General features: G+C 62.7%; 14 protein-coding genes. 7 read left to right on the top strand and 7 right to left on the bottom strand.

Annotated features, from left to right (window positions below; genetic code table 11):
* Positions 1-204 precede the first annotated feature (204 nt).
* Genes ACVOLR_RS03785 through ACVOLR_RS03775 form a run of 3 tightly spaced genes read right to left on the bottom strand, consistent with a single transcriptional unit; the run spans position 205 to position 2,524 of the window.
* Positions 205-1,227, bottom strand: coding sequence for a FecR family protein (locus ACVOLR_RS03785; RefSeq protein WP_481535257.1), 1,023 nt, complete (start codon positions 1,225-1,227; stop codon positions 205-207).
* Positions 1,224-1,754 (bottom strand): RNA polymerase sigma factor, encoded by a 531-nt coding sequence (locus tag ACVOLR_RS03780; protein WP_481535295.1) that lies wholly within the window; start codon positions 1,752-1,754, stop codon positions 1,224-1,226. Before ACVOLR_RS03780 ends, ACVOLR_RS03785 begins: the two co-directional genes overlap by 4 nt.
* Complete coding sequence (locus ACVOLR_RS03775) at positions 1,754-2,524, bottom strand: STN domain-containing protein (protein WP_481535256.1); 771 nt, start codon at positions 2,522-2,524, stop codon at positions 1,754-1,756. Before ACVOLR_RS03775 ends, ACVOLR_RS03780 begins: the two co-directional genes overlap by 1 nt.
* A gap of 71 nt (positions 2,525-2,595) precedes the next feature.
* Here ACVOLR_RS03775 and ACVOLR_RS03770 point away from each other — a divergent pair, with 71 nt between their 5' ends.
* Complete coding sequence (locus ACVOLR_RS03770) at positions 2,596-2,955, top strand: hypothetical protein (RefSeq protein ID WP_481535255.1); 360 nt, start codon at positions 2,596-2,598, stop codon at positions 2,953-2,955.
* Between the two features lie 18 nt (positions 2,956-2,973).
* Here the strand turns inward: ACVOLR_RS03770 and ACVOLR_RS03765 are convergent, their stop codons facing one another.
* A complete protein-coding gene (locus tag ACVOLR_RS03765) occupies positions 2,974-3,297 on the bottom strand; it encodes a TonB C-terminal domain-containing protein (protein ID WP_481535254.1) in 324 nt (107 codons plus the stop codon).
* Between the two features lie 304 nt (positions 3,298-3,601).
* Entirely contained in the window at positions 3,602-4,222 is a 621-nt protein-coding gene (locus ACVOLR_RS03760) for a TetR/AcrR family transcriptional regulator (protein WP_481535253.1), read from the bottom strand.
* 152 nt (positions 4,223-4,374) lie between these two features.
* Here ACVOLR_RS03760 and ACVOLR_RS03755 point away from each other — a divergent pair, with 152 nt between their 5' ends.
* Positions 4,375-5,220 (top strand): universal stress protein, encoded by an 846-nt coding sequence (locus tag ACVOLR_RS03755; RefSeq protein ID WP_481535252.1) that lies wholly within the window; start codon positions 4,375-4,377, stop codon positions 5,218-5,220.
* A 592-nt stretch (positions 5,221-5,812) separates the two neighbouring features.
* Positions 5,813-6,244 (top strand): CBS domain-containing protein, encoded by a 432-nt coding sequence (locus tag ACVOLR_RS03750; protein WP_481535251.1) that lies wholly within the window; start codon positions 5,813-5,815, stop codon positions 6,242-6,244.
* Positions 6,245-6,453: 209 nt separating this feature from the next.
* Here ACVOLR_RS03750 and ACVOLR_RS03745 read toward each other — a convergent pair whose 3' ends face one another.
* Positions 6,454-7,725 carry a glutamate carboxypeptidase gene (locus ACVOLR_RS03745; RefSeq protein ID WP_481535250.1) on the bottom strand — a complete coding sequence of 424 codons (1,272 nt, stop codon included), beginning with the start codon at positions 7,723-7,725 and terminating at the stop codon, positions 6,454-6,456.
* 394 nt (positions 7,726-8,119) lie between these two features.
* Between ACVOLR_RS03745 and ACVOLR_RS03740 the strand changes: the two genes are divergently transcribed.
* From ACVOLR_RS03740 to ACVOLR_RS03725, 4 genes are all read left to right on the top strand, one after another.
* Positions 8,120-9,343 (top strand): multidrug effflux MFS transporter, encoded by a 1,224-nt coding sequence (locus ACVOLR_RS03740; protein ID WP_481535249.1) that lies wholly within the window; start codon positions 8,120-8,122, stop codon positions 9,341-9,343.
* A gap of 23 nt (positions 9,344-9,366) precedes the next feature.
* Entirely contained in the window at positions 9,367-9,966 is a 600-nt protein-coding gene (locus ACVOLR_RS03735) for a TetR/AcrR family transcriptional regulator (protein WP_481535248.1), read from the top strand.
* Positions 9,967-10,089: 123 nt separating this feature from the next.
* Positions 10,090-11,625: a TerC family protein gene (locus ACVOLR_RS03730; RefSeq protein WP_481535247.1), complete on the top strand. Its 1,536-nt coding sequence runs from the start codon at positions 10,090-10,092 to the stop codon at positions 11,623-11,625.
* 209 nt (positions 11,626-11,834) lie between these two features.
* The gene (locus tag ACVOLR_RS03725; protein ID WP_481535246.1) at positions 11,835-12,320 is read left to right on the top strand and encodes a TspO/MBR family protein; all 486 of its coding nucleotides are present in this window, start codon (positions 11,835-11,837) and stop codon (positions 12,318-12,320) included.
* 33 nt (positions 12,321-12,353) lie between these two features.
* On the opposite strand, the gene ACVOLR_RS03720 is transcribed toward ACVOLR_RS03725, so the two are convergent.
* Positions 12,354-13,037 carry a Rossmann-fold NAD(P)-binding domain-containing protein gene (locus ACVOLR_RS03720; RefSeq protein WP_481535245.1) on the bottom strand — a complete coding sequence of 228 codons (684 nt, stop codon included), beginning with the start codon at positions 13,035-13,037 and terminating at the stop codon, positions 12,354-12,356.
* Between the last annotated feature and the right edge of the window lie 11 nt (positions 13,038-13,048).

The raw sequence follows: 13,048 nt of genomic DNA, 5'->3' as shown, positions 1-13,048 counted from the left end.
GACACTGCAATGCGTTGCGCTTGTTACGCTGGATAAGACCGCACTGGTTGGCAGCGACTGAACCGCTGTAATAGAAAATTCATGCAATGACGACGCAACAGAAGTCCAGCCCACTTTCGTCACGCCAATGTCATGCTGCCGTGCTCGAATCGAGCGAGACGCGCTATTGCAGGCATCGCTGCGCAGCTACCAGCGCGCTGCCCATCAACTGAGCAGAACCACACCACCAGGCATGGTGATCACCTTGGCGCCATAAGCGTCCCGAACCAGATCGATGAAGGTATCGATGCGATCGAGCGGAATGCGCGCCTGCACCCTGCGTTGCGGCAGCGCGCCACCGGCCAGCACGATGCGTCCGGTGCGATAGCGGTTTATCTCATCCACCACATCCTGCAGCGGCTGATCATCGAACAGCAGCCAACCATTGCGCCAGGCATCGATGGCGTCGGTAGCGACAGGCGCGACCGAAGCAATACGATCTTCCATCAAGCGCGCCTGCCAGGGGGCTTCCAGCATCACCGCACGCGTCCCGCGCAGCAGCTGCGCACGACCTGCCAGGCAGGTGATACGGACGTCCGCGCCGACGCAGCGCACATTCACCCGGGCTCCGGGTGCGGGCAGCAGACGCGCACCCGCAACCGCAATGGCGAAGCCCTGCGGAGTGCTTGCCTGCAGCGCGAACTGCGCTTCGCCTTGGCTGACCTCAATGCCGGGCGATCCATCGGCGGGCCGGTTCATGGTGGTGCGTGCGGCCATCGTCACATCGACGTCGGCAATCTTCAGCGTGCGCAGCTCACCGGTAGCTGTGCGGTAGTCGGCCGCCAATGCAGTGAGCTCCGGCCACATGCCCAAGGGCGAGCGCACCACCATCCAACCGGCTGCCGCAGCGGCCGCTCCGCCGAGAAACGCACGTCGGCGCAGATTGACCGCATGCCGCGGACGACGCCGGCTACTCGGCGGCAGTGTGCTGACAGCTGCGCCAGTCGGCATTGGCGCGATGGCTGGCGCCACGGCCGACTGCATTGCCGGTGCCAGCGCCACCCACAGGCGTCGTACCTGTGCGAACGCCGCTGCGTGCAGTGGATCAAGCGCGCGCCAACGCCGGAACGCCTCGGCATCGGCAGCCGTCACCGGGCCGCTTTGCAGCCGCAGCAGCCAATCCTGCGCCTGTGCCTGCAGCTCGACGGGAATGCTCGGAACGTTTGATGTGGTGTTCATATCCTTCATGACGGTTTTCCCGCCCCCGGACCGAAACGCTGTACCAGCGGGCGGTCGAGTCGCCCCGCACAGTGTTGCAGCGCTTTCTTGAGATCCTTGCCGATCATGCGCGAGGACACCCCGTGCTGGTCGGCAATACTGTCAATCGGTTGTTGCTCAATACGTGCGGCAATCAGGATCGCCCGCTGGCGCTCAGGTAGTTCACGCAGGGCGGAAGCCAACACCTCCATCTCCGACTGGCTGAAAGCCACCGTCGCCGGATCAAGGTGGTCGGCGGCTTCATCCATCAACGCCTCGACCTCGGCACCGGTGAGCACACGGCTATGAGCGATGCGCTGATCGGTTGCAGCGTTGAGCGCCATCCGGAAAAGGTACGCCACCGGATTACGCTGCGGCTCGCTGCTACCCATGCGCTCGACCCGAAGCCAGGTTTCCTGCAATGCATCCAGCGCAAGGTCATCCGATCCAAGCCGCCGTCGCAGACGCTTGCGGAAGCCTTCATAGTGATCAAGGAAGAGACTACGCAGGCCGCTCATCAACGGCCCCGGCACGGCGGTGTCGCGCCGGGGGATTCCGGGAGCAGCAGCAAGGTGATCGGCTGCGGGATGTTGGCGGGCAGGCCAGGCAATGACAGATCGCGCAGGCGCAACAGGATGGCGCTGTCACGTTCCGGGTCGCCGCTGGATTCGAGCAACTCGGGCGCGCGGATACGCTGTTCCGATGCGCCCAGCCAGAAGCGCAGGCTGGCCCGGTAGTCTCCGGGGCGGGTGAGCGGGTGACTACACAACGCCTGCTCAAGCGAGCGCTGGATCACCCGTGCGCCGCGGCGGCGATCCGGCTCGGACAGGTTCGCCTGCACAGGCAGATCTGTAGTCTCTTGCAGCGTGCCATTGCCAACAGATGAAGACGGCACCAGCGTGAACGCACCGTTCCCAACGAAGTGCGGCGCCAGCCCGGTCCCCTCCAGTATCCGCTGCAAGGCTTCACGCCAACCGTAACGCCCCGATAGCGGGGCCGAGCGCAGCTCGCCCAGCAAGCGGGCATCTATCAGTACTGCCACTCCAGTGATCTCCCCATACAGCCGCAAGGCATCCGGCAGTGACTGGCCCGGGATGTCGAAGGTGTAGCGTTGCTGCTCGTTGCCACGGCCAGCATCCATTCCGTCCGTCGCCAGCGCCATGGCCGGCAGCCACAGCACTACCAGCGCCGCCAGCGCCCAGCCCCAACAACGGCGGTGACGCCCGCCCCGGGCAATCCTGCTCAGCCGTTCGTATCGGTCGTGCGTCCGGGTGTCATAAAACTGCATGCAAGACGCGCCAGCATCACAACGCCAAGCAGGTCACGGTAGGCCTGCTTCATTGCAGATCGGTGACAATCATGCAGCTCCCAAAGCAATCATTCGCATGCACGGCCCAGGCCCTGCTGTGCTTGCTGTTGGCAACGCCCTGGCCTGCGTCAGCCCAAACCGGAACCGCGTCAAGCTGCGTGGAAATTGAGGTGAATGGCGAGCGCATCCGCGACTACGACTGTTTCAGCAGGCTGCTGAAAGCGGAGGCAGTAAATCCCCCGACAGCCATGCCGCAACTGTCCTCCGAGCAACGCATCCGCCAGCCGCCTTCGGCGCTCGGGCTGGCCAATCGCGCGGCCACGCAACAGCGCATGGGCAGCGCATTCGGTGTTTCCACCCAACCGCAGCGCCCGCCACCGGCTCCGCCGCCGCCCCGTCCTGGCGATTGATTGGGTGCTGCTGCCGGCTCAGCGACGGGACGGGGAATCCACTGCCGCTTGCAGTGATAGCCCAAGATTCAAGGGCTGACGCATGTCGGCGGGCGGCGCTGACGGCAACGGTGCGCTGTTCAAAAGCCCGCGCAGATCTGCATCCACCGCAGCGTCTCCGAGCGATACAAAGCGGCTATCGGTAATCCGCCCGCTTTCATCTATCCACAATGACACCGTCAGTGTCGCCTTCGCCGCATCGCCACGCCCTGCAAGCCACGCCTGCAAGCGCTCCACGCGTGGATCATCCGCGCGCGCCAGTTGTTGCGCCAGCGTCTCGCTGGTCTGGTTGGCGTACGTCATCCAATGCGCGGGTACTGCATCAGCGGCGGCCGCGGAGCCTGCCAGCGCAAGTCCACCCAGCATTCCCCAGCGACGCGTCGCACACCACCACTGGCGGACGCGCTGCGACCACCTTCCTGCATGCCCTGTCATCGCCGCCATGCTGCCTGCACCAAAGAAAAGGAAAACCAACCGCGTAGCACGCTGCACGCAGCAACCACCGGTACCCCGGACGGCAGCCACTATCACCGTGGCGCGTGACAAGACGATGGCGACAGCCTGTGTCCCAGCAAGCAAGGCCCCGTTTCTGCGGGAATCTTGCGGGTCAATCAGCATCTTCTAGCAGGCAGCTAACCAGTTTCTCGACCAGACGGCTGACCCGCTTGCGGTCGATATCCGCGCCCACCGCACCGCGCACCATCACGCCGTTGAAGATCGCCGAGATCATGTTCATCCGCAGCTCCACCTCGGCCGCGTCCAACCCCTCTGGCAGGCCAACCCGATTGGACAAGGCCATGAACTCTCCGGTCACCACCTTGTCGGATTGGCGAAGGATGCGCTGGATAGCAGGATTACGTGCGGCTTCGGCCGCCAGTTCCAACTGCAATTCCAGATGCGCGGGATCCAGGCAGCGGTCCACGGAATCGGTGACCTGGCGTGTCACCCGGGTTGCCAGGCTGCCGCCGCTCTCGTCTTCCTGCAGCTTGCGAGCCAGTTCGGAGAGGCTCTGCTCCTCGCGCTTGGCAATGGCCTCGACGATGGCTTCCTTGTTCTCAAAGTAATGGTAGATGTGGCCCGGGCTCATCCCGGCCGCCTTCGAGATCTTGGCAATGCTGGTGCCGTGGAAGCCGTTACGGCGGAAGCAGGCACTGGCTGCGTCCAGCACCTGCTGCCGGCGCGCCTCGCCTTTTTCCTGACCTGCTGGAGCGCTGCTGGCCGCATTCATGAAAAACACCCTGGGATGACGTGATCGGATCGGCACATGACCGCGATGTGCGTTGTGTAGTACGATCATTCTAACTAGAACGATCATTCTAATTCTGGTTGATCACTCGGCGGGCTGCGCTGCCTCCGAGCCAAGCACCACGGAGCACGCCCATGACCACCCTGCTGAAAGACATCGCGGTACTGTTCGACGCCAGCGAATCCGGCCAACAGATCCTGGATACGGCAACCCGTCTTGCCGGCGGCCACGCCTCGCATCTGATCGGCATCACCGCCCTTGCCCAGCAGCCAGCCACCCTGCAGGCAGGTTTTGCCAAGGGCGAGGCGCTACACGAAGTCATCGTCCGCCATCAGTCGGTGATGGCCGCGCGTGCGCTCCAACTCGGGCAGAGCTTGAACGATGCCTTGAGTCGTCATGAGGTGAGCGGCGAGTTGCGGGTGATATCGCATGCCGAGTCCAGCAGCGAGTCCTCCCTGCATGCGCTGTACTGCGATCTGCTGGTGGTGAGCCACCCCAATATTCCTGCCTCGCCCCTGACTTGGTCGGCGCCGCAGATCCTGCAGCAATCTGGCATCCCGATCCTGATCGTGCCGCGTGACTGGGGCGACAAGCCGGTTGGGAAGAAGGTGTTGGTGGCATGGAATGGCAGCCGACAATCACGCCGCGCCATCGCCGATGCGATGCCCATGCTCATCAAGGCCGAAGAGGTCACGCTGCTGATCATCGATGCGGAGCGCAAAGCCGAACTGCACGGCGACGAGCCCGGCGCGGACATGGCGGCCTATCTCGCCCGGCATCACGTGAAAGTCGATCTGCAGCGGATTACCTCGGCCGGTGTACCCATCGCCGAAGTGATAGTGACTCACGCAAAGGCCGCGCACTGCGACATGGTGGTATTTGGTGCCTATAGCCGGCCCAAGCTGAGCGAAGCACTGTTTGGCGGCGTGACCCGGACACTACTGAGCGAGGTTCCCGTTCCGCTATTCGTTTCCCAGTAGCTGCAACGATTACTTCTTCTGTATCGATCAACAGCTTGGCGCACACGATCATGCATGTGCGTCAGGCCAAACGAATCTCCTGCTGACTCTCCTTCAGCAGAGATACCTCCCGGTCTCTCCCCCGACCGCGGAGTCCTGCAGTCCATTGGACTGCGCGAATGTCGCGATGACGTCCGCGCCGGGAGGCGGTAGAGCCCCGCCTCCCGGCTTTTCGCAGATGGTTGTGAAGTTGTGCAGACACGCCCTGCAAGGGCAGCACGTCAGCCGCACCTGCATTCCCATTCCGCAATGACACGCATCCTTGGCACGACCAGACCGGCATCGAAAAGATCAACCAAATACTGCACAGGAATATATCGGTCCGAGCACAGGACAGCCGCGCCGGCACAGTGTCATACGTAACCGTTCCGCCTAAACCGAAACGGAATGAATCACCAGTAAATCCGCGACAAACCGTCTCATTTACGCAAATACATCGGCCTTGGCTGACTCGTAGAATCAAAGTGCCGAGGACATCGCGGCACCACGGCTACCACCACACAGGTAGCCAGGCGAACTATTCCGTTTGAGTAACCTGCACCAGGAAACATCAATGAACGTCCGCGAACTCCTGCAGTCCAAGAAACAAACCGTAGTCACCATCGATGTGGAAGACACCATCGGCGCCGCCGCGCACAAGATGAGCGCGAACAAGATCGCCGCGCTGGTGGTGATGAAAGACGACGCACCGGTAAGCATCATTTCCGAAAAGGATATCGTGCGCAGCGTGGCCGATGACGGCCCGCAAGCAGGACGCAGGGTAATTTCCAGCCTGCCTTCGACTGGCCTGGAAGGCATCGCACCAGAAGCAAGCCTCAAGCAGGCCATGGCGCTGATGACGTACTCGCGTCACCGCCATCTGATGGTGACCGAAGGCTCCAAGCTGGTTGGCATCCTCAGCCTCGGCGATATCGTCAAGAACCTGCTCAGCGAGCTGGAACTTGAAAAAGCGGTACTGCAGGACATCTACACCGCCGCACACTGAGCCACACAGACGCACTCAAGCTGAGCCTGCGCATCGATCAATCGCAGGCATCAGCTCAACCACTCACGTGAATTCGGCAACAGCCGCTGGCAGCAGATACGCGCACGCTTCAATGCGCACCGCTTGTGATATCGCGAATCGATCTTCCGCTCGCTTCAATCATGGTGAACTTGTGGCCTCCGGATGAGGCCACCTGATGCACCGGAAACTCAGTTCGGAGCACGCTTTGCCAGCTCGATCAGCATCCGCGATGCCAGGTACAGGCGTGGCGGAATGGAGTCGATCTCGATGTACTCGTTGCGTGCGTGGTAACCCCAACCGGCAAGTCCAAGGCCTTCCAGCACTGCGGCATGGCCGGAGCGCCCGGCAAATCCGGCATCGGTGCCACCGTTGGTGGTCGGATGCATCAGCAGCTTGCGGCCATCGAGTTCGGCATAGATCTGCTGTGCCAGATCCGCCAATGCGCGGCCGCGCTCCCCCGCTATGTAAATCGGACGCAGCGGTTCCAGCGTCACCGTGGTGGTGGTATCCGGCACCACGTGACTCTGCTTGACCTTGGCCTGCAGCGCCGCCAGCAGATTGGCATTGCTGTCGGCCTGCATCACCCGCGCGTCACCACCGACTTCCGCACGCTCCGGAATCTGGTTGCGTGCGGTGCCAGCATTGGCTGTGGTCCAGTTGAGCTGCGCACCGGGTACCCCAGCGGCGACGTCCTTGGTCTGGATGATCTGATGGGCCAGCTCGACCAGCGCGTTGCGGCCCTGCTCCGGTGCCGCACCCGCGTGCGCGGACAGGCCCTGCACGGTCATCCGCACCTGCGAGGTGCCGGCGGCGCTCAGCAGCACGCCTTCGCTTTCGATCACGGCCTTGGCTGGTGAGGGCTCGAAGGACAGCACCACGTCGTGCTCGTCCGCCAGTTTGGCAATGGTTTCGCCCGAGCCCGGCGAACCGATCTCTTCGTCCGGATTGAACAGCACGGTGACCGTCGCGTAATCATTCCAGCCGCGCGCCTTGAGCAGCGCCAGCGAATGCAGGATCACCGCGATGCCGCCCTTGTCGTCGGCAATGCCGGGGCCGTACAGCAGGTTACCCTTCTGCTGGAACGGTTCCTTTTCCAGGATGCCGCGGTCGTAAACGGTATCTGCGTGGGCGATCAGCATTACCTTCAACTTGCCGTTGCCGGTGAAGGTGCCACGGACAAGATCCGGGCCTCCGGTGGCCGAAGCGACCCGCTCGACCTTGGCATCCAGTGCGACCAAGCGCTTGTCCAGATAGTCCATCAGCTTGGCGACGCCTTCGTGATCGGTGGAGCCCGACTCCACCGTCACCAACTCTCGCAGCGTCTCTATCACTGCCGGTTGCTGTGCGGTGGCGGCTGCCTGCAGTTGCGCATCAAGCTCTGCCGCCTGTGCCTGCGCAAGCGTTCCCACTGCTCCCATCGCCAACAGACTGCTGAAGATCGTTGTCCGTGCAATACGCATATGCCACTCCTTTGATCACGACCGCGGCGGAACAAGGCCCGCCACCATCACCATTTCTGTCCAATCAGGCCCTGCAGAAAAGCGCCCGCGATGGTTGCCGGCGGACGCGAGTACGCCCGACACCCCGCGATGGCCTGCAGCTGCCAGCTCGTAATTGACTGCCACCCTAGCCTATCAGTCACAGGCCAAATCCCTGCACAGGCGCTGCCCTTTATCCAAGCAGCGTCAGCTCTGCCCGCAGCCGTGCCCGAGCGGCCAGCTTGCAGGCAGAACCCTTGGAGGGTTGACACCCCAGGAAGCGCGGCCTATCTTACCTGCCGGCCACTACCTACCGATAGGTAGCCCACAAGCACGTTACTCCCTGCAGCAACCGCAGTCCTCCGGAAAACCTGCAATGACAACTGTTTCCACTCCCCTGCCGCGCTCGAGCATCGCGCTGGCGCTTGGCCTGATTACCCTGCTCGGGCCCGCCGCCATCGACATGTACCTGCCCTCGTTGCCGGTGATGGCCACCGAACTGGACGCATCGTTCTCGACCATGCAGCTGACGCTCACCGTCTTCCTGCTGGCAATGGGTGCTGGGCAGTTGGTATTCGGCCCGGTCATCGATGCACTGGGCCGACGCCGCCCACTGCTGCTGGCAGTGCTGGTGTTCGTGGTCAGCTCTTTGTGGGCTGCGGCGGCAGGCTCGGTTGAAAGCCTGATCGTGGCCCGCTTCATCCAAGGCCTGGCTGCATCACTTGCCCTCGTCACCGCGATGAGCAGCGTGCGCGATGTTGCTGAAGGTGTGGCCGCGGCCCAGCTGTTCGCACTGTTGATGACCATCCAGGGACTTGGCCCGGTATTGGCCCCGGCCCTCGGCGGGCTGATCGGCCACAGCTACGGTTGGCGGGCGGTGTTTGTCACGCTGGCACTGCTCGGAGTGGGCGTGCTGGCCAACTGCCTGGTCAATCTCAACGAAACCCTTCCGCGCGAAAAACGCTCCGCACTGCACATGGCAGGCATGCTGCGTACCTATATCGAAATCGTGTCTTCACCACGCTTCGGACTGCCCGGCCTGTCGCTGGCACTGGTGTTCTTCTTTCTGTTTTCCTATATCGGCGGCGCTTCCTACGTCTATCAGAGCAGCTACGGGTTGTCCTCGCGTGATTTCGGTCTGGTGTTCGGTGCAACCGGCATGGCCGTCCTGCTCGGCGCCCTGGGCAGCGCCAAGCTGGTAACCCGCTTCCGCATCGAGACGCTGGCGTTGATGGGAGTGCTGGCGATGCTTGCCGGTGCACTGACAGGGCTGGTTTCCAGCCTCAGCGGGCTCGGCCTGCCCGGCATCGTCGCCGGCATGTTCCTGGCACTCGGCGGGCTTGGCATTGCAGAAGCAACCTTGATGTCGATCGCCTTGGCGACTCGCAGCACCGCGCTGGGAGCAAGCGCTGCGGTGCTGGGGGCGGTGCCACTTGTGCTCGGCGCCGCTGCAACGCCACTGACCGCGATGATGGCCGCCAACGGCCCTGCACATTGGCTGGGCTTCCTGACGGTGGCGGGCGTACTCGCCGTTGCGCTGACCTGCGCCAGTGTCCGGATGATTGCCTGCAGCGGAATCCGGGTTGATCTGCAACACTGATGGACCTGCAGGAGAAAGCATCAATGACCAACCGATCCCCGGCATCGGATCGTGTGTGCGAAGCAGCCGTCGCCCACTTTGCCATCCATGGCTACGACGGTGCATCGCTCAACGACATCGCCGCATCCATCGGAATCAGGAAGGCCTCGCTGTATTCGCACTTCTCCGGCAAGGACGCGCTGTACCTGCAGGTACTGGAAGACGCCGTCGCGAACGAAAGCGACTACGTGGCGAAAACATTGGCAGGCACTGCCACAACGGCAGGTCCCGGCGCAGCCTATGTACGCGCGATTGCTGCCCGCTACGAGGAATCAGTGCACCTGCGCTATCTGCTGCGCACGGTGTTCCTGCCACCGGCAACGCACAGGGACATCATCGGCCGGGTCTACCTGCAATTCCTGGAGCGTCTCCGCGAAGGCTTCCTGTGCCAGCTGCGCGAGCGCTCGCCCAGGCCGCTGTCGGACGATGACGCCAAGCGCTACGGTCTCACCTATATCGGCATCGTCGAGAGCCTGTACGTTGAACTGGTCTACGAAGGAGCGGAGCCCATGAAGGCCAGGCGCGACGCGATGTGGCAGGTACTGATGGACTCGCTGCAACTGCGTTTGTCGTTGCCTGCGTGACAACGCGGCGCTACTGAAAGCGAATGAATGCGAAAATGAACAAAAGCAAAAATCGCCAGGCTTGAATGAATCACGCCGCCGCAGCGTGCGAAGATCGAGGTCCCTCCGCTACCTCAACCCTGCATGGAATGGTTATCCGACCCAACAATCTGGATGGGTCTTTCTACACTTGTCGTTCTCGAAATCATCCTCGGCATCGACAACCTCGTCTTCATCGCGATCCTTGCGGACAAGCTTCCCCCACACCAGCGTGACAAGGCCCGCCTCATCGGTTTGAGCCTGGCGCTGTTGATGCGCCTGGGCCTGCTGGCAACACTGTCCTGGATCATGCGGCTCACAGCGCCGCTATTCTCTGTACTCGACCACTCCTTCTCCGGCCGCGACCTGATCCTGCTGATCGGCGGCCTGTTCCTGTTGTTCAAGGCGACGATGGAACTGCACGAGCGGCTTGAAGGGCGCTCGCACGAGACCGGCGACAACAAGGTGTACGCCAGCTTCGGCCTGGTGGTGACGCAGATCGTCATCCTCGATGCGGTGTTCTCGCTGGACTCGGTGATTACCGCGGTCGGCATGGTCGACAACCTCGGCGTCATGTTCGCCGCAGTGACGATTGCGATGGCAGTGATGATGCTGGCCAGCAAGCCGCTCACCAGTTTCGTCAACCGTCATCCGACGGTGGTGATCCTGTGCCTTGGCTTCCTGTTGATGATCGGCTTCAGCCTGGTCGCCGAAGGCCTGGGCTTCAAGATTCCCAAGGGCTATCTGTACGCCGCGATTGCGTTCTCGGTACTGATCGAGGGCTTCAACCAGTGGACCCAGTTCAACCGCGAAAAGCACGCGCAGAACCTATCCTTCCGGCAGCGCACCTCCAATGCGGTGCTCAAGCTGCTGGGGTCGCGCCCGACCCAGACCGTTGCCGGTGAGACCCACGAGCCAGCCGATCAGCTGCCATCAGGTCTTGCTGCATCCGAGCACGACATGATCCGTGGCGTGCTGGCCTTGGCCGACCGCTCGGCGGCAAGCGTGATGACCGTGCGCGCCGATATTCAATGGATCGATCTTGGCAAGGGGCCGGAGCACACCACCGCGCAGTTGATGGCCTCACCGCATACGCGCCTGCTGGTGGCCGATGGCGAGCTGGATAACCTGCAAGGCGTCGTGCAGAGCCGCGACCTGCTCGCAGGCGTTCTTGCCGGCAAGCCGTTGGTGTTGGCCGACTACCTGCGCGAGCCGCTGACCCTACCCGAAGGGGCAACTGCGTTGCGTGCACTCGAACGCATCAAGCAGCATCCGATTCCGCTGGCAGTGGTGGTCGACGAATACGGCAGCGTGCAGGGTCTGGTCACCGCCAACGATCTGCTGGCGGCCATTGCAGGCGACCTTGTCGATACCCGTGACGCCGACTTCGGCGCCGAACAGGTAGACGGCAGCTGGATCGTGGATGCGTCCATGTCGATCGAAGACGTGGAGCGCATCACCGGCATCACCCTGGAAAGAAGCCCGCTGTATGTCAGCCTCTCAGGCTTGCTGTTGCATGCGTTGGAGCGACTTCCAGTGGTTGGCGATACTGTCGAATCGGCTGGCTGGCGCCTTCAGGTCATTGACCTGGAAGGCAGGAGAATCGGCAAGACGCGGATCTCCGCGATCCAAAAGCAGTAACCATCGTGGTGGGCGTCGCGGCTGCCATGTGCAGCCGTGACGTGTCCTGACATCCGTCCCGGTTCAGGTCAGGATGCAAGGCACACGGATCCGCCTGCTGGGCTGAGCCAAGCACCGATCAGCACCCTTGGCTGCTGTCATTGCATCCAAAACCTGCACTGCTGCGTACAAGCGACATCTGACCACGCAGGAAAGGACGAGCAAGCGCCATGCAGATACGTAGACAACTCCTTGGCTTCTCTGGCTGGTTCCTGGTCACCTTCCTCGCCGCAGCGCTTGGTGCCCGCGCCTCCATCTCGGCCTCCAGTTTCTACGCCGACCTTGTACTACCCGCATGGGCACCACCGGCGGGCCTGTTTGGCCCCGTATGGACGGTGCTTTACGCGATGATGGCGCTGGCGGCGTTTCTTGTCTGGCGGGAACGCGGCTGGCGCGCGGCGGCGCCTGCGTTGACCCTTTACCTGCTGCAGCTTGGCGTCAACGCACTATGGAGCTGGCTGTTCTTCGGCTGGAAACTAGGTGCCCTGGCCTTCGCCGACATCCTGCTGTTGCTGGCGTTGATCGTTGCCACGCTGGTGGCGTTCTGGCGCGTCCACAAGCTGGCGGCGTACCTGCTGCTTCCCTATCTTGCCTGGGTGAGTTTTGCCAGCGTGCTCAATTACGCGGTCTGGCAGGCGAATCCCGGGCTGTTGTAAACAATCCAAGGCCTTGCCTTCGCTGCAGCAGGGCTACGCCGCATCGGTATCCCCCAACTGGTTGATCTGTGCGCACTCCACCACGGCAGGCGGATCGCGCATACGTGCCAACGCAATCATCGCGCGGCCAAGCGTCAGGTTGCTGGTGAACAACGATGGCAAGGCAGCACCTGCCAGCTGCATCAGTGGCCCGCCAAACACATAGAGGGGCTTCAACAATCCATGCTGGGTGCCGGTTCCAGCGACCGGGCGCACGCCGCCCGGCCGCAGCATTAGCGTACGCCCCGGCAGCTGGGCCAGTGCCCGCTCCGTTTCGCCTTTGATGCGCAGGGGCATCAAGTGGCTTTCAGGATTGGCGTGCGCACCCGACACATACAGGAACATCCCCTGTGGGTTGGCTGCGAACCAGGTCTGCGCGACTGCCAGTGTGGTGTCCAGCGTGGCTCGCCGGTACTCGTCTTCCGCAGTGCCCAACGGCGGTGCACCCGCACAATAGAAACAGGCGTCGAAGCCAACCAGATCCGCCCGACGTCGATGGGCCAGCAGAAAGTCCTCCAGCACCAATTCCTCCGTTGCCGTCACCAAACCGCCGGCGCGTCGCACCAGCGCCACCGTGCGTTTCACGTGCGCGGAGCCGGCGCAGGCAAGTGCAACACCTTGACCAACCAATCCGCTGGCGCCGGTCAATACGATCTTCAGGCGTGCGGCATCGTTCATCGGCGACCCCT

It is taken from the genome of Stenotrophomonas sp. STEN030, assembly GCF_056759995.1.
Note: the sequence above shows the minus strand (reverse complement) of the source record. Positions and strands in the feature narration are given on the sequence as shown.